The organism is Synechococcus sp. H60.3 (assembly GCF_047462295.1).
Taxonomy (GTDB): Bacteria; Cyanobacteriota; Cyanobacteriia; order Thermostichales; family Thermostichaceae; genus Thermostichus.
The window spans coordinates 1-15,282 of the sequence record NZ_JANSIY010000062.1 but is presented as its reverse complement, the minus strand read 5'-3'; the positions used below and the strand labels follow the sequence as shown (position 1 = coordinate 15,282).

General features: G+C 62.4%; 16 protein-coding genes and 1 pseudogene. 9 read left to right on the top strand and 8 right to left on the bottom strand.

Features of this window, described 5'->3' with window-relative positions; all coding sequences use genetic code 11:
* The first annotated feature begins 60 nt into the window (after positions 1-60).
* Both NW841_RS08055 and NW841_RS08050 read left to right on the top strand, forming a co-directional pair.
* Positions 61-849, top strand: coding sequence for a choice-of-anchor Q domain-containing protein (locus NW841_RS08055; RefSeq protein WP_414386042.1), 789 nt, complete (start codon positions 61-63; stop codon positions 847-849).
* Positions 850-975: 126 nt separating this feature from the next.
* Positions 976-2,109 carry a peptidylprolyl isomerase gene (locus NW841_RS08050; protein WP_414386040.1) on the top strand — a complete coding sequence of 378 codons (1,134 nt, stop codon included), beginning with the start codon at positions 976-978 and terminating at the stop codon, positions 2,107-2,109.
* A 46-nt stretch (positions 2,110-2,155) separates the two neighbouring features.
* Here NW841_RS08050 and NW841_RS08045 read toward each other — a convergent pair whose 3' ends face one another.
* The 4 genes from NW841_RS08045 to NW841_RS08030 all read right to left on the bottom strand — a co-directional run bounded on the left by NW841_RS08045 (position 2,156) and on the right by NW841_RS08030 (position 5,163).
* A complete protein-coding gene (locus NW841_RS08045; protein ID WP_414365599.1) occupies positions 2,156-2,926 on the bottom strand; it encodes an MlaE family lipid ABC transporter permease subunit in 771 nt (256 codons plus the stop codon).
* 16 nt (positions 2,927-2,942) lie between these two features.
* A complete protein-coding gene (locus tag NW841_RS08040; protein WP_414386039.1) occupies positions 2,943-3,569 on the bottom strand; it encodes a GerMN domain-containing protein in 627 nt (208 codons plus the stop codon).
* 246 nt (positions 3,570-3,815) lie between these two features.
* Entirely contained in the window at positions 3,816-4,661 is an 846-nt protein-coding gene (locus NW841_RS08035) for a DUF2993 domain-containing protein (RefSeq protein ID WP_414386038.1), read from the bottom strand.
* 70 nt (positions 4,662-4,731) lie between these two features.
* Positions 4,732-5,163 carry a hypothetical protein gene (locus NW841_RS08030; protein ID WP_414365594.1) on the bottom strand — a complete coding sequence of 144 codons (432 nt, stop codon included), beginning with the start codon at positions 5,161-5,163 and terminating at the stop codon, positions 4,732-4,734.
* A gap of 555 nt (positions 5,164-5,718) precedes the next feature.
* On the opposite strand from NW841_RS08030, the gene NW841_RS08025 reads away from it, so the two are divergent.
* Together NW841_RS08025 and NW841_RS08020 are read left to right on the top strand one after the other, a co-directional pair.
* On the top strand, positions 5,719-5,931 hold the full coding sequence (locus NW841_RS08025; protein ID WP_414365593.1) for a hypothetical protein: 213 nt from the start codon (positions 5,719-5,721) through the stop codon (positions 5,929-5,931).
* 80 nt (positions 5,932-6,011) lie between these two features.
* The gene (locus NW841_RS08020; RefSeq protein ID WP_414386037.1) at positions 6,012-7,532 is read left to right on the top strand and encodes a YcjF family protein; all 1,521 of its coding nucleotides are present in this window, start codon (positions 6,012-6,014) and stop codon (positions 7,530-7,532) included.
* Here the strand turns inward: NW841_RS08020 and NW841_RS08015 are convergent.
* A complete protein-coding gene (locus tag NW841_RS08015; protein WP_414365591.1) occupies positions 7,529-7,852 on the bottom strand; it encodes a hypothetical protein in 324 nt (107 codons plus the stop codon). The two genes, NW841_RS08020 and NW841_RS08015, sit on opposite strands and share 4 nt — an antisense overlap.
* A gap of 183 nt (positions 7,853-8,035) precedes the next feature.
* Between NW841_RS08015 and rpsN the strand changes: the two genes are divergently transcribed.
* The 4 genes from rpsN to NW841_RS07995 all read left to right on the top strand — a co-directional run bounded on the left by rpsN (position 8,036) and on the right by NW841_RS07995 (position 11,025).
* Positions 8,036-8,341 (top strand): 30S ribosomal protein S14, encoded by a 306-nt coding sequence (rpsN, locus tag NW841_RS08010; RefSeq protein WP_414365590.1) that lies wholly within the window; start codon positions 8,036-8,038, stop codon positions 8,339-8,341.
* A gap of 251 nt (positions 8,342-8,592) precedes the next feature.
* Positions 8,593-9,225, top strand: a complete 633-nt coding sequence (locus tag NW841_RS08005; RefSeq protein WP_414386041.1) for a ribonuclease D — start codon at positions 8,593-8,595, stop codon at positions 9,223-9,225.
* Between the two features lie 99 nt (positions 9,226-9,324).
* Positions 9,325-10,185, top strand: coding sequence for an ABC transporter ATP-binding protein (locus tag NW841_RS08000; RefSeq protein ID WP_414378605.1), 861 nt, complete (start codon positions 9,325-9,327; stop codon positions 10,183-10,185).
* A gap of 66 nt (positions 10,186-10,251) precedes the next feature.
* Positions 10,252-11,025 (top strand): ABC transporter permease, encoded by a 774-nt coding sequence (locus NW841_RS07995; protein ID WP_414338052.1) that lies wholly within the window; start codon positions 10,252-10,254, stop codon positions 11,023-11,025.
* Between the two features lie 33 nt (positions 11,026-11,058).
* Here the strand turns inward: NW841_RS07995 and ald are convergent, their stop codons facing one another.
* From ald to NW841_RS07980, 3 genes are all read right to left on the bottom strand, one after another.
* Positions 11,059-12,147 (bottom strand): alanine dehydrogenase, encoded by a 1,089-nt coding sequence (ald, locus tag NW841_RS07990; RefSeq protein ID WP_414334380.1) that lies wholly within the window; start codon positions 12,145-12,147, stop codon positions 11,059-11,061.
* A gap of 176 nt (positions 12,148-12,323) precedes the next feature.
* Positions 12,324-13,460, bottom strand: a complete 1,137-nt coding sequence (locus tag NW841_RS07985) for an LptF/LptG family permease (RefSeq protein WP_414386036.1) — start codon at positions 13,458-13,460, stop codon at positions 12,324-12,326.
* A 223-nt stretch (positions 13,461-13,683) separates the two neighbouring features.
* The gene (locus NW841_RS07980) at positions 13,684-14,889 is read right to left on the bottom strand and encodes a pentapeptide repeat-containing protein (RefSeq protein WP_414386035.1); all 1,206 of its coding nucleotides are present in this window, start codon (positions 14,887-14,889) and stop codon (positions 13,684-13,686) included.
* A 163-nt stretch (positions 14,890-15,052) separates the two neighbouring features.
* On the opposite strand from NW841_RS07980, the pseudogene NW841_RS07975 reads away from it, so the two are divergent.
* Positions 15,053-15,282 (top strand): annotated as a pseudogene (locus tag NW841_RS07975) (hypothetical protein); the annotation flags it as partial.

Here is a 15,282-nt window from a genome sequence, read left to right as displayed (position 1 = left end):
TCAATCGCAGCGATAAGTACAAGTGGGAACAACTGTTCTGGCTCCCTCACAGCTAGCGGGGTGAACTTTGCCACAGATACAAGCTGCGGCTCAGGATTTACGTCGGTAACGCCAGCAGTATTGAACCTGGGGCCGCTAACCAATAATGGTGGAGCGACTCAAACTCACGCGCTCCAAGTGCCCAGTGCAGCAATCGATGCCGTTCCATCAGGGCAGTGTACTGACCTAAATGGCAACCCTGTGAACCAAGATCAGCGAGGTTCGGGCTTCCCTCGGCCTGCCGGGGCCGCCTGTGATGCGGGAGCTTACGAGCAGCAGAATCCACCACCACCGACGCCCACGCCAACACCAGCACCGACACCTAGTCCGTCACCTTCCCCAGGCGAAGGGATCCGGCTGGTGAAGCGGATCAGCGCTGTCAACGGCCTTCCCATCCGCGAGTTCTTCGACGAGCCCACAGATCCCAACGACAACCCAGGGATCCCTTGGCCGGGCGGGGCAGCAACCTTCCTGCAAGGTGCCATCAACCAGCCGGTACGTCCGGGAGCCCGGGTGCAGTTTGCCATCTACTTCCTGCTGGATTCGCCCAGCTCGACGCTGACGGTGTGCGATCCCCTCGTCCCTGGTCTTGGCTATGTAGCAGGCAGCTTGTCCTTGACACCGGCAGGTGGCTCTCCAGTGGCTCTGAGCGATGCGGTTGATGGGGATCGGGGAGCTTTCATCCCACCGGGACAAGCGGTGCCGCCGACCTGCGGCGGCATCACCAACTCCAACGGAGTGGTGGTGGTCAATGTGGGGGGATCTGGCACTGCCGGGGCCATCCGCTTTGAGGCCGTCGTTCCCAGGTAGGAGGGGGACGCAGCCGGTCCCTGGCCGTTTGACCTTTGCATTCTCTTCTCTTGCAGCAACGCTTGCCGCCAGCAACGGTAGAATGCCAGGCTGAGAGCAAAAGCAGTGTCGGCAACAGGTGAGGATATGGCGCAGCGTGCCCAGCAGGGATCCCCAGTTGGAGGCAAGACCGATCGGTGGGAGTGGGGGAGAAAATCGCTCCGGCTTGTCTTAGCTGCGGTGTTGCTGTGGGTGGTTTGGCTGGGTGGGATCCCGGCCCTGGCGCTGCCGCAAGGGGATGCCATTACGGATCCGCGTACTCTCTTGCGGCGGGCGCTGCCCATCCAAGACAGCCGGATCTGGGAAATCGATGAGGCCATCACCAAAATTGAGAGCGACTTGAAGTACAACCGCTGGTCGGCGGTGCGGGGAGATGTGCGCCAGGTGGAGCGGCTTCTGGATCGCTACACGGATCCCCTCTTGGCGGAGTTGCCCCCTGAGCAGGCTGCTGCCGCCGCTCGAGAAGTTGCCACTCTACGCCAGGAGTTGCAAACCATCGGCCAGGCCACGGAGCGCAAATCCAAGGGCAAGGAAGAGGCCCGCGCCGCCTACGACCGCCTCATAGAGGAGCTGGGATCCCTGGAAAACCACTGGGTGGGGGCTTTTCCCTACGCGATCCCTGCCGAATACGCTGACAAGCCGCAGCTCCTGGGCCGGGCGGAAGTGGAGCTGAACACCACCGCTGGGCGGATGGTGATCACCCTCGATGGCTACAGTGCTCCAATAACTGCCGGCAACTTCGCCGACTTGGTGCAGCGGGGCTTCTACGATGGCCTGACCTTTGACCGGGTGGAGAACTTCTTCCTGGTGCAAGCGGGGGATCCCCCAGGCCCTGCCGACGGCTATGTGGATCCGGCCACCGGCAAGGTTCGCACCATCCCGATGGAGATCCGGGCCAAAGGCGAGGTAATGCCCCGCTACGGCCAGACCTTTGATCAACTGGGCCTGTGGGATGTAGAGCCGGCCCTGCCCTTTTCTGCTGAGGGAACGGTGGCCATGGCCCGCTATCCCGATGAGCCCAACAGCGCCTCTTCTCAGTTCTTCATCTTCATGGCCGAGCCGGATCTCACCCCTGCCGGCCTCAACCTCATGGATGGCCGCTATGCCGTATTTGGTTATGTTACCGAGGGCACCGAGGTGCTGCGCAAGATCAAGCTAGGGGATCAGATCCTGAGCGCCCGGCTGATCTCAGGCCAAGAAAATCTCAGGAATGGGGCGTAGGGATTCTGCATCACTATCTCCCCTGAACCGTTGCCCTTTTGAGTGGCTAGAAGGCGCGGCTGAGGGCGCTACCTGGGCCCTGAAACAACAGCCAGGACATGAGAAAGTTAGTGACAAACACCCCCAGCAACGCTGTCACCACAGCATCGGTAGTGGAGCGGCCCACCCCCTTGGCGCCGCCGCTGGTGGAAAGGCCCCAGTTGGAGCCGACAATGGCGATCAGAACCCCGAACACCATCGCTTTCAAACAACAGACGAGCAAGTCCCAAGGGGTCAGGAGATTCTGAGCCGAGGTGAGAAACACCGTGGAAGAAATGTTGTAAGCCGAAGCGCAGATGATCATCCCCCCCACCAAACCCGTCAGCAGGGAGAGGATGGTGAGCACCGGCAGCATCAGCCCTGAAGCCACCACCCGCGGGATCACCAGGTAATCCACTGGATCGGTGCGCAACAACAGCAGAGCATCGATCTGCTCGGTGACTTTCATGGTGCCCAGCTCGGCGGCAAAGGCGGATCCCACCCGTCCGGCCAGGATCACCGCCGTCACCACCGGCGTCAGCTCGCGGGCCAGGGCAATGGCCAAAACCCCGCCGATGAGGGAAGAGGCCCCGAAATTGATGAACTCGCGTGCCAACTGAATGGTGAAAACGCCGCTGATCACCACCGCCGTGATCAAAACAATCAGCAGCGACTCCAGCCCCACTGTCGCCAGTTGCTCCAGGGTGTTGCGCCGATGAATACGGCCTTGCAGCAGGTGCAAGATCACCTGACCGGCCAGGAGAAAACTGCTGCCCACCCGCTGCAACCAGTTCATGATCTTTGTCTCAAGGGTTTCAAGAGGCTGATACGGCTGACGGCTCCGCCTCAGGTTCTGCCGGCAGCTGGAAGCTGGGGACAAACGAGGCCCGCGTCAAGGGTTGGTCGATAATTAGCCCTTCTCCCCCCAACACCTCGAGGGCGCGCCCCTCGACGGAGATCCACACCCGCGCGCCGGGGTTCTGGCTGGTGGCCGTGTAGAGCACCTGCGCAATCCGGCTCATCATCGCCGTGGATCCCCCCCCTTGCGTGAATTCAGAAGAGAAGTTGAGGAAAATATCGTCGCCTTCCACCCGCACATCCAGCAGCCGCGTCTGGGAGGGGATGGCGGTGGCGAGGCGGGGATCCCGGGGACCGGCAATCAGCTCCTCCAAGGCCAGGCGGATGGCCTCTTGGGCGTCGAAGGCGCGCAGGGAGCGCTCCTGCTGCACGTAGTAGATGGAATTGTCAGCACTGGTCAGCCAATACAGAGAAAGGGTTTGCCGCGGCCCGATGCTGTACCACCAAGCTCCCCCCATCACCCCTAACCCCAGCAAAAAGCCGAGGATCCCCACTTGCAGAGCCGGGCCGCGCCGGGGGCGAGGACGCCGTCCTCCCAAGCGGACGGAGCCAAGCTGTGCAGTACGCCCTCCGTAGTGATCCATCGTTGCCATTCCCCTGTCTTGCCTAGCTCTAGGGTAGCGAAGAAAAGCCCACTCTGCCGGGGATCCCCAGGCTGGACAGGCCCAAAACTGGCACGGGAGCAGCCACAGGCAGCTTGAACCGGCCTCACCCTGAGCTCCAGCTTTACGCTAGCCAAAACCATTTGCAACAACCAAGGGGAGGCGCGGCTTCTCTTCCACCTGGACGAGGCCCGCTTCGAGAAGATTTGTCCGCGATGGGGATCCCTGCTAGGGAAGAGCGGCCCGCTGGGATCCCATCAGGGTCTCCAAGCTCTCGACCCGCACAAAGCCGATCACCTGCAACTGGTCAGACCCTATCTCCAAGCTGAGCACCCGCACCAGGATCCCCAGATCTTCTAACTCTTGCAGATTGAACACCTCGTTAAGGCCGCCCAAAAACGCTGCCGAGATCTCATCGGGAACCCGCACAGAGCCGATGACAAACTCCGGATCCTGAAGCTGCAAGCGGCGCCCCTCCTCCACCCGGATCCCGGCGTTGAACACCACATCAACCGTTCGCGTCAGCGGGACGGAGTCTTTTTGCTCACTGCCGCCTTCCTGCTCCACCAAGAGGGCAGAAAGTCGAAGGCGGTCAGGAGCCAAAAACTCGACCCGGGGTTGGCGCAGATCGAAGCGGCGGGGTTCGTCCCTACGCCCGCTAAAGGGCAGATCTGCTCGGATATCCTGAAACTGTCTCAGCACCTCTGGTGAGTTGAGGGCAGCATTCAAGTCTTCTTCCCGCACCACCACCCGCACCGCCGCCTGCAGAGGACGCTCCAGCCGCAGAGGAGCCCCGCGGAAAAAAGAGGGGTCAATGGCCACCGGATCTGTTTCCAGCTCCAGCAGCTCGATGCGCGGAAACGGAGCCCTGTAGAGCCCCCGCCCAGCAACCAACAACCGATCCGCCTGGCCACTCAAAAAACGATAGTTGGGGCGGCTTTGGATGCGCACCTCCAAAACCTCTACCCTATCGAGCTGAGCGAGCAAGAGCTGCTGAGCCGTCTGATCTGCCAGGTAGCCTGCCCCTCCTCCCAAGCCCGCCAGCAACCCCAACAAAGCCGCCAGGATCTCCATATTTGCCGCTGTCGCCTCTCCCCCACCCAGGTTAGCAGGGGGGATCCCTGGCCCCCGTTAGGGATCCTGGCTAACGCAACACCTTAAGGGGGCTAGCCTCAATAGGGCGATTTCCCAGGAAAGTTTTGGCAATTTTCAGGCCATCCGCCATCACCGGCCGGTTGAGGGTTGGGTCATGGACAAATTTGACGCCGGAAGCCACCGTTGGGCGCCCCTCGCCCCAGGTATCCACGACTTTCAGGGTGGCGGCAGCAACTGGACGGCCATCGGCAAAGTAATCCACTACCTTCAGAGTCGAAGCTCCCACCGGGCGGTTGTCGATCTCGATCTTGCTGAACTTGACAGGGCTGGGGAACACCGGCGGGCCGGACTTTTCTCCCACCCCCTGGGCAGCCAGCGGGGCAGGATCGGCAGGCCGAGGAGCCAAATTTAGACCGTTGCCCTGTCCCGTAGAAGTTTCTTGCTCCGGCAGCGGGCTGGAAAGACCACTAGGAACGGCCATAGAAATCTCCTGAGTTCCAGAGAGTTATGGGGGAGAAGGAGCAACAAGACAGCCCTCCTGGGATCAGCTCAAAGAAGCTAGAGCCAGCGTCTGTAGATCCCGATGAGCCTCAACCTAAAGACATTCTAAACTACCCTTGGGCCTGGGATCCGCCGGTTACCACCAGGCTCTTTCTCCCAACTGCTGCTGAGGTGAGTTGGCCAAGTCTATGGCAGGGATCCCCCCATTGTCATTGGCGCTGGGCCAGGTGGGCCATGCCGGCTCTGTGGGCGTTGCTGCTCGTACCTGCCCCTGCAGCTTTGGCATCGCAGGTGCCCCAGTTTGACCTCGTTGACACTCCCACCGCCTAAAGGTGAACCAACCCGTAAAGGCGCTGTCAAGACGCCTCTAGACAGTTCCTTGAGGCAAAGCCCCAAGGTTCTGCTGACTTTTCTGTTCACGTCAGCGGGACGGAGTCCTTGCAGATTGGCTGAGACGTTTTGTATTGATTGCCAAGGCTGAGGTTCTCCCTCTGCTCAAGAGGATGAGCAAGCCGGCTGGGCCTGTCTGTCCTTTTTGATCACAGGATCCCAGCGCACCGGCGAGGTGGCTGTGGAGTCGGAGCGGGGGGTGGCCGGTAAGGACTCCGTCCCGCTGACGCGAACAGCCTGGCAGTTGCGCCATCTGCAGGTGAAGGTGGATGGGGAGCCGCAGGCCATTCGGGTCATCGAGGGGGGATCCCGGTGTGAAGGGGAAGAGCCGCCCCTACAGCCTGAGGGCGAGATCTGAGTAGTCGGACAAGGGCAGCCACGGCTAGAGTCAAAAGGACTCCGTTCCGCTGACGCGAATGGTTGTGGCCCTGGATCCCTATGCGATCGGTTCCCTATCTGCGCTTGCTGCTGCTCTTGGCGCTGCTGGCCTCGTTCACGGGCTTGATTGTCTGGCTGATCCAATCGTTTTTGGATCTGTACTACGCCACCCGCTACCACCCGATTTTGGGGGGGGTGTTGATCGGGGTGCTGGTGTTGCTGCTGCTGGTGTTTTTGGCCGCTTCCATCTACTACTTGTTTCTGTTCCGCCCCGCCCCTAAAACCGAGAGGCTTCCCAGGCCGGCCCCCCCGGAGACCCCTGCCGAGAAGTGGGAGGCAGCCCGGCGCAACCTGGCGCAACTAGAAGCTCAGATGGCGCAGATCCAGGATCAGGTGGCGCGGGCAGCGCTGGCGGAGCGGTCAGCTCGGCTGGCCCAACAGTTGGCCCGGCCCCAACTGAAGGTGGTGGTCTTCGGCACCGGATCGGCGGGCAAAACCTCGCTGGTGAACGCGCTGCTGGGGCGGCGGGTGGGGGCGGTGGGGGCAACGCTGGGCACCACGCAGACGGTGGCGGTTTACGATTGGGACTTGCCCGGGATCCCCCACCCGGTGCAGATCGTGGACTGCCCGGGCATTTTGGAGATCGGGCCGGCAGGGGCGATGCGGGAAGAGGAGGCGCAGGCGCAGGCCCAGGCCGCCGAGCTGCTGTTGGTGGTGGTGGATGGGGATCTGCGCCAGTCGGAGGTGGATCCCTTGCGCCGGTTGATCGCCCTGGGCAAGCGGGCTCTGCTGGTGCTCAACAAAATCGACCGTTACACCTCGGAAGAACGGCAGCTCCTCTTGCAGCGCCTGCGGGAACGGGTTTACCCCCTGATCCAACCGGAAGATGTGCTGCTGGCTGCTGCTGACCCGGCCCCCGTGCGGCTGGGATCCCAAACCTGGCAACCGGAGCCCGAGGTGGCAGCGGTGCGGGATCGCGTCCAGGCGGTGCTCTACGCCGAAGGGGGATCCCTGGCCTTGGACAATGCCCTGCTGCAATCGCAGCAGTTGGGGGAAGAGGCCAAGCGGATCATCCAGGCGCAGTTGCGCCGCCAGGCGGAGGAGGTGATCGATCGCTTTCAGTGGATCGTGACCGGCGTCGTGTTTGTCAACCCCATCCCGGCGCTGGATCTGCTGGCCATTGCCGCCATCAACGCCCAGATGGTGGTGGAGCTGGGATCCCTCTACGGCTGCCAGATGAACCTGCAGCAGGGGCGGGAACTGGCCCTGTCCCTGGCCAAGACCCTGGCTGGCCTGGGTCTGGTGGAAGGGGCGATCCAACTGACCACCGGGCTCCTGGCTACGGTGGCTGAGGTGAGCGTGGTCGGTTTTTTGGCGACAGCCCCCATCCAGGCGGCCAGCGCCGGCTATCTCACCCGCATTGCCGGCAAAAGCTTCATCGAGTATTTCCAGCGCAACCAAAGCTGGGGGGAAGGGGGGATGCAGGCGGTGGTCAGGGCCCAGGTGGAGAGCACCCAAAAATCGGGCTGGCTCAAGGAGTTTGTCCGCCAGGCCTCAGAACGGGTTTTTCGCCTGCGCTAGTCCCTGTTGGCGGCCTCGACAGCAATATCCGTCGGCAGGAAGGTCAGCTCCATCTGCGCCACATAGTCGGCGTAGCTCAGGGCGGGCACATCATCCCATTCCGCCAGGCCATGCATGCACTTCGACCATTGAATAAAAGTGGCCGGATAGATATAGGCCAAGCTGGGATCCTGCAAAACCTCTTTGGGCAGCGGCGGAGCCGACTTGAGCACCGCCAACAAAGCCGGGGGCTTGTGGAGGATCACGCGGGTGGCCTCAATCTGCTCTGGGGAAACCTTGAACTTGGCGGCGACCAACGAGATCACTTTGGAAAGGGTCATCACCCACCACCAACCTTGCCTACAGAAAGAGATTGCCCCCAAGCCGAGGGGCTGGCCTCAGGGATCCTACGGAGCCCAAGCAAGGGGAGCAGCGAGGATGGCCGGCCCTGGGATCCCCTTGCCTGAGGGGAGGGCTTCTCGCTATTCTAGATGAGCTGAAAAATTGGGAGAAACAGGTGAGCCGTGGCTAAAAAGAGCATGATCGAGCGGGAGAAAAAGCGCCAGCGCTTGGTCGAAAAATATCGGGAGAAGCGCCAACAACTAAAGGCGGCCATGGCCGATCCCAACATCGACCAGGTCACCCGCATGGAGCTGCATGCTCAACTGCAAAAACTCCCTCGCGCCAGCTCGCCCACCCGCCTGCGCAACCGCTGCTGGAAAACCGGGCGTCCCCGCGGCTATTTCCGGGATTTTGGGCTCTGCCGCAACAGCTTGCGGGAAATGGCCCACCGCGGCCTGCTGCCGGGCGTGGTGAAAGCAAGCTGGTAGAGCCAAGCTTGCCAGCCGCTGATTACAACCCTGCCTTCAGGGGTGGCTTTGGGCTAAACTGAACGCGGAGCGTTGCGAGCGAAAACCGGCCTGCTGGCTGTCTCAGTCGAGGGGAGAGTACCTCCTGTCTCTGAGGGGGATGAGGCTTGCTCAGGGCTAGCTGGCCAGCAGCGCCTGTTGAGATGTCAACAACTCTTGTCTTCAGGTGAGGGAAGTATCTCAGCGGGGCGGCTGCTCCCGCCAAGTGAGGGATCCTTGTGGAGCCTTTCCAGATCTGCGACGAAGATCTCACCCCCGAAGTGGCAGAGGCGCTAGCCGGGGAAACCTTCCTGGCCGTGGACACCGAAACGATGGGCTTGATCCCGCAGCGGGACAGGCTCTGCGTCGTGCAAATGGCCAATGCTGCCGGCGAGGTGGTGCTGCTGCGGCTCAGCCGTGGCGTGAAGCAGGCCCCCCGTTTGGCGCGGCTGCTGACGGATCCCAACATCGAAAAGATCTTCCACTACGCCCGTTTTGACCTGGCCATGCTGCGCTACCACCTGGGGATCCAGGCCTGGCCGGTCTTTTGCACCAAGGTAGCCAGCAAGCTGGCCCGCACCTACACCAGTAAGCACAGCCTTAAAGACGTGGTGAGCGAGCTGTGCGGGGTGGAGCTAAACAAAGCCGCCCAAAGCTCCGACTGGGGAGCTGTCCAGTCCCTCTCGCCGGAGCAGTTGGACTATGCGGCCAACGATGTCCGCTATTTGATCCCGGTGCGCCACAAGTTGGCCCAGATGTTGCAGCGGGAGGAGCGCTGGGAGCTGGCGCAGCGCTGTTTTCAACACCTGCCCACCTTGGTGGAGCTGGATCTGCTGGGATATAGCAACGTCTTCGAGCACCAGTAGGCGGCAGCCCCGAAGAACCGGCCTTGCTGCTGGACGACAGAGTATTGGGCAGTACAGTTGGTTGCTCTCCTCTCTGGTGTAATGGGAAGGAGGCTGGCCGTGAAAACCACCGGAGTTGAGTCGATGTTGGAGTCGCAGCAGGTGGCCCAGAGCGGTGTCTCTCTTGGGCTCTTGGACAAGCCTATCCTGGAGCTGCGCCACGTCTCCCTGCAGTACCCCGGCAAGGGATCCCCGGTCACGATCATCCGCGACCTCAGCTTTTCGGTGGCCCACTCGGAGTTTGTCTCGATTGTGGGGCCGAGCGGCTGCGGCAAGACGTCTCTTTTGAAGATGATAGCCGGCCTCAACACCAACCACGGCGGCACCCTTTACTTTCGGTTGCAGCCCGTCACCGGCCCCCTCAAGAGGGTGGGCATGGCCTTCCAAAATCCGGTGCTGCTGCCCTGGCGCACTACCTTACAGAACGTGTTGCTGCCTCTGGAAGTGGTAGAGCCCTACAAGCGCACCTTCCGGCAAAACCTGGCTCAGCACAAAAAGTCGGCGCTGGAGCTGTTGGCCGCCGTGGGCTTGGATGGTTTCCAAAAAGCCTATCCTTGGCAGCTTTCCGGAGGGATGCGGCAGCGGGTTGCCCTCTGTCGAGCTTTGATCCACCAGCCGGAGCTGTTGTTGCTGGATGAGCCCTTTGCCGCCCTGGATGCCTTCACCCGCGAGGAGATGTGGGAGATGTTGCAGCGGCTGTGGCTGCGCACCGGCTGCACGGCTATTCTCATCACTCACGATCTGCGGGAGGCGGTTTTCCTCTCCGATACCATTTATGTCATGGGGTCGCGGCCTAGCGAGATTGTCTTTACCCTCAAGGTGGATCTGCCCCGCCCGCGCCCGTTGGAGATCTGCCTGACGGACGAGTTTCACCACTTGGTTGCGGAAGTGCGCAAGCACATAAGGACTCCGTCCCGCTGACGCGAACGGCGCAGCTACTAACCAAAGTTTTCTCGATAGATCGCCATAGATCGCCGCGCAACCCTGATGAAAAACTCCTTTGACCGATTTCTCCAGACGAAAGCGGCCTCGCTGCTCCTGCCGGTGGTCACCCTGCTGCTGACCCTTGGCCTTTGGGAGGCAGGGGTGCGGCTGTTGCAGGTTCCCCGCTTTGTTTTGCCTGCGCCCAGCGCAATCTGGCAGTCGATGCAGGAGTGGGACGAGGTGATCCTGGGGCACTCGCTGTTTACCCTCAGCTCAACCCTGCTGGCTTTTGGGCTGGCTTTGGTGGGCGGGATCTTGCTGGGATCCCTTATCGGCAGCTCCCGCCTGGCCCATCTGTGTCTGTACCCACTGCTGGTGGGGTTTAATACCATCCCCAAGGTGGCCCTGGTGCCGCTGCTGGCGATTTGGTTTGGCCTGGGCATGATCCCGGCGGTGATTACAGCTTTTTTGCTGGCCTTTTTCCCCATTGCCGTGAATGTGGCGGTGGGCCTGGAGACGGTGGAGCCAGAAATGCGCGATGTGCTGCGCTCCCTGGGGGCCAGCGGTTGGGAAATCTTCCTCAAGGTGGGGCTTCCCCACAGCTTGCCCTATCTGTTTGCCTCGCTGAAGGTGGCTATTTCGCTGGCCTTTGTCGGCGCGGTGATTGCGGAGACGGTGGCCTCTAACCGCGGGCTGGGCTACCTGATTGTGTCCGCCAGCTCTTCTTTTGATGTGCCCTTGGCCTTTGCCGGCTTGGTTGCCCTCGGCCTCATGGGTGTTCTGCTCTACTCTTTCTTCGCCGCTCTGGAGCGCTACCTCTTGGCCTGGCGGCAGTAGCGGGAGGGATCCCGACGGGAAAGCTGGCCCAAGCTAGCTCAAGTCGGGAAAGGTGGCCCGCACCGCCGGGTGGATGAGCTTTCCGCCCCGGATGTTGAGCCCCTTGGCCAGGCCCGGATCCTGCTCCAGGGCGGCGCTCAAGCCAAGGTTGGCCAACTTGAGGACGTAGGGGAGGGTGGCGTTGACCAGCGCCTGGGTCGAAGTCCAGGGGACGGCCCCCGGCATGTTGGGAACCCCGTAGTGCAAGACTCCGTGGGCTTCGTAAACCGGCTGGGCATGGGTGGTGACCTTGGTGGTGGCGATGCACCCCCCCTGATCCACGGCCACATCCACGATCAAAGAGCGGGGCCGCATCTGGGCCACCAGCTCTTCCTTCACCAAAACCGGGGCGCGGCTGCCCGGCACCAACACTGCTCCCACCACCAGGTCGGCCTCGCGGACGCACTCCTCGATGCTCTGGGCGGTGCTGTAGAGCAGCTCCACCCGCGACCCGAAGATCAGCTCCAGCTCGTTGAGGCGCTGCAGGTTGATGTCCAGAATCTGCACCCGCGCCCCCAGCCCGACGGCCATCTTGGCCGCCTCCGTACCCACCGTGCCCCCGCCCAGGATCACCACCCGCCCCGGCGGCACCCCTGGGATCCCGCCCAGCAACACGCCTCGCCCCCCCTGCTGACGGGTGAGGTAGTGGGCGCCAAATTGCACCGACAGCCGCCCGGCAATCATGCTCATGGGCATCAAGAGGGGCAGGGATCCGTCGGGCAGCTCCACCGTCTCGTAGGCCAGGCAGGTGGCCCCCGAACGCAGCAGGGCCTGGGTCAGCTCGCGGCTGGCCGCCAGGTGCAAGTAGGTAAACAGGATGAGATCCGGATGGAGCAAGGGATACTCGGCGGGCAGGGGCTCTTTGACCTTCACCACCAACTGCTGCCGGTAGATCTCCTCCGGCGTGGCGGCCAGCTTGGCCCCCGCTTTTTGGTAGTCTTCGTCGCTAAAGCCTGCCCCCTGGCCAGCTTGGGTCTCCACCCACACCTGGTGCCCCTGCTCAGTCAAGGCCCGCACCGCCGCTGGCGTCAGGCCGACGCGAAACTCCTGCTCTTTGATCTCTTTGGGCACGCCAATGCGCATAGGGATCCCCACAGGGCTGTTCTCCAGTCTAGACAGACCGGCGCTGGGATGGGATCCCTGGCCTGCGCAGACCGGCCAAAATCCCTACCTTTTCCCCGCAAGGGGACGGAAATTCTGTTGAGGGGATCCGGTGGATCCCTGGCTAGGTTGGGGGTTGCTCTACCCGGAAGGGATCCCTAGCGCAGGAAGCGGGCCAACAGCAGCAGGCCAAGGCTGCCAAAGAGGAGGTTGAAGCTCCAGGCTGCTGCCCAGGGGGGAAGGGCTCCTGCTTCTCCCAAGCTGCGAGATACGCTCAGCACCACGTAGTAGGCAAACACCAACAGGATCCCGAAGACGACGCCGCCATAGCGGCCCACACGGCGAGCGGTGCTGGATCCCAGGGGAAGGGAAATCAGCACGGCAAAAAAGCTGGCCAGGGGCAGGGAAAAGCGCATGTGGAACTCGGTGCGCAAGGGCTGGGTATTGAGGTTGGAGCGGGCCAGGCGGGAGATGCGCTCCGCCAGCTCCGGTAGGCTGAGCTCGTTGGGGGGAACTGGCGGCTGCAACAGGGCGGCCAGATCTTGGGAGACCGCCAGCGGCTTGCGGTCGAAGGGCTCTTCGGCCAGGCTGAGACCATCGGGGCCGTAGCGGTGGGTCACTCCTTCGCTGAGGGTCCAGTCCAGGCCATTCCACACCGCCTGGGCCGCCAGCGTCACTTCCGCCAACTGGTACTTGCCCCCCGGCAAGGGATCCACCTGCAAGATGGTGACATCCTGCATGGTATTTAGCCGCGGATCCACCTGGCGGATGAAAAACCAGAGGTTGTCTAAGGACTCCGTCCCGCCAACGCCAGCGGTCTTGAAAAAGACGTCGTATTGCACCGGGCTTGTAGCTTGGGCCAGGAGCGCCTGCTGGTCAATGCGGCGGATTTCCCGTTTGCTGGCCGGCAAGAGCACGTTGCTGATTAAAAAAGCGCTCAGGCTCATGAGCAGCCCCACCAGCAACAGGGGACGAAAGATGCGCGTAAACGGGATCCCGGCTGCCCGCATGGCGGTAATTTCGCTGTTGCCGCTCAGCTTGCCCAAGGTGAGTAGGGTGGCAAAAAAAGCAGCGATGGGCATGCCCAGCACCACCATCTCGGGCAGATCCAACATCAAGAGCTGCAGCACCGTCAGGGGCGGTACGGATCCCTCGACCAGCCGCTCGGCCAGGGTAAAGAGCCGGCCCGCCAAAAGCAGCAGGGTTCCCCCAGCTATACCGGCCAAAAGGGGGGTGAGCATCTGTCCAAAGAGGTAGCGCTCCAGCAGCCAGAACTTGGTGAACAAGCGGGCCATGGGCAAAAGTTGAGGGATTAGGGCTATTTCAAGCTAGCGTGAACGGTTCTCCGGCAGGCCCTCACCCCCGGCCCCTCTCCCAGAGGGAGCATTCCCTCACCCCCGGCCTCTCTCCCTCTGGGAGAGGGGAGCTGGGATCAACTCACAAGCTGCTTTATAGCTGTTTGCCATGACCCTAGCAGCACTGGCGTTGAACCCAGGGTTGCCGGCCATTGGCTCTGGATCAGGGCCGTAGGGAGGCTGGCGGTTCGGCGGGAGGGGGTAAGGGCTCGCTGCTGCCGCTGGGATCCAAGCGGGAATTGGGGGGCGAAGGGTCGGGATCCAGTTTGGCCCCCCAGGTGGCCAGGTAGGCTCTTTGTTCGGGGGAAAGGCGACGCACCCGGCGGAAGTCCGCGCCGGCCACGATGGCGCCGGCATAGGCTCCCGTTTTGAAATCGGGCTTTTGCCCTGGCTGGGCCGGGGAAGCGGTCTGCAGGGATCCCACAAACAAGAGGGCGCGGTAGAGATCGGCCCCGCGCAGGTCGGCATCGCGCAGGTTGGCCCCGCAGAGGTTGGTGTGGCTAAGATCGCAACCCCGCAGGTCAGCTCTTTCCAGGCTGGCTTCACTGAAATCCACCCCCCGCAACAGGGTGCCATGCAGGTCGGCCCCTTCCAGCATGGTGCCCAGGTTAACCACGCGGATCCCGTTGAGGCGATCCCGCTGGTAGCCGCCTTTGCCGTCCAAAATGGGCCGGCCCAGGTGTTCGTCGCGGCGCAGGGGGCTGAGCAAGTTGGCGGTGGAGAGGAAGCGCAGAATCTTGGCTTTGCCGAAGCGATCCACGCCGTTGAGGAGCGCCGCCGTGCGCCCGGCAGCGATGGCCCGCTCCAGGGGCCAGTCGTCCAACTGCCCATCAGGGGAGAGAACCAGGTTGGAGATGCCCTCGAAGTAGGCGTCGATGGTCTGCTGCTGGGTGATGGTGTTCTGCTGGATGGTGAGGTCGCGGGAGATAACGTACTGCCGCCAGGCAATATAGGCGGCCAGGAGAGCGATGAAGATCTGCCCGGTAGCACCGAACACCTCCCCCAAAGCCCCAATCGCCTCCCAGCTCAGGGATCGCAGGGTTGAGAGAACCCCACTCCAGACCACTGCTCCTGCCACGGCCAAGCCGAGTGCCGCCGCCGCCCATCCCAGGCTGGGCCACGTGGTTAGCCACTGCCAGAGGTCGCGCCCAATCTGCACCCAGAGCGGCTGCCCCCACCAGCCGGCCAAGCCCAGCCAAGCCAGCACCGCCCCCCAGCCCAAAACTGGCTGCCCTGTCAACCCCGCCAGCGCCAGCAGCCCCGCCGGGATCCCCAACAGCAGCAGATTAAGCAGGGGGCGCCCAGACGAGAGGGAAGCCAGCGGCAACTCTTGGGAGGAGCCTTCGCGGGCAAGGGCTTCTTCGGTCATGGCAAGGGTATACTCTAGGGGTAGCGTTGGATCTACAAAAAAAAGCCTGCGTCAGTCCGTATTTGGAGTTGGGGAAGAGGGCAGGATCCCGCCTCTTGGGTTTGGTAGGATAGCCTCGACCCTCCTTCCTTCTCTGGCCCAGCCTGGTGTGAGGATGACTCCTATGATTGCTTGCTTATCGTTTATCCGTCTGCAGAAATCCGGCGAACACCAATTTACAGCAGTCCTGCCTGACTTGTGGTTGCAGCGTCATGGTTCCCCAACCCTGGCACGACTGGCCGCCTCTCTGCTGTTGAGCACCAGCTTACTGCTGGCGGCAGGAAGGGATCCCAGTTGGGCGCAAACTTCCCTGGACACCGGCCTTTTGGAGAAGCAGGCCCTGCCCCAGGCGCC

Bases quoted from the DNA above. Each gene is read 5' to 3' on its own strand.
- NW841_RS08035 (WP_414386038.1), bottom strand. From the start codon at position 4,661: ATGGAGATCCTGGCGGCTTTGTTGGGGTTGCTGGCGGGCTTGGGAGGA.
- ald (WP_414334380.1), bottom strand. From the start codon at position 12,147: ATGCGCATTGGCGTGCCCAAAGAGATCAAAGAGCAGGAGTTTCGCGTC.
- NW841_RS07995 (WP_414338052.1), top strand. From the start codon at position 10,252: ATGAAAAACTCCTTTGACCGATTTCTCCAGACGAAAGCGGCCTCGCTG.
- NW841_RS08020 (WP_414386037.1), top strand. From the start codon at position 6,012: ATGCGATCGGTTCCCTATCTGCGCTTGCTGCTGCTCTTGGCGCTGCTG.
- NW841_RS07985 (WP_414386036.1), bottom strand. From the start codon at position 13,460: ATGGCCCGCTTGTTCACCAAGTTCTGGCTGCTGGAGCGCTACCTCTTT.
- NW841_RS08040 (WP_414386039.1), bottom strand. From the start codon at position 3,569: ATGGATCACTACGGAGGGCGTACTGCACAGCTTGGCTCCGTCCGCTTG.
- NW841_RS08030 (WP_414365594.1), bottom strand. From the start codon at position 5,163: ATGGCCGTTCCTAGTGGTCTTTCCAGCCCGCTGCCGGAGCAAGAAACT.
- NW841_RS08050 (WP_414386040.1), top strand. From the start codon at position 976: ATGGCGCAGCGTGCCCAGCAGGGATCCCCAGTTGGAGGCAAGACCGAT.
- NW841_RS08015 (WP_414365591.1), bottom strand. From the start codon at position 7,852: ATGACCCTTTCCAAAGTGATCTCGTTGGTCGCCGCCAAGTTCAAGGTT.
- NW841_RS07980 (WP_414386035.1), bottom strand. From the start codon at position 14,889: ATGACCGAAGAAGCCCTTGCCCGCGAAGGCTCCTCCCAAGAGTTGCCG.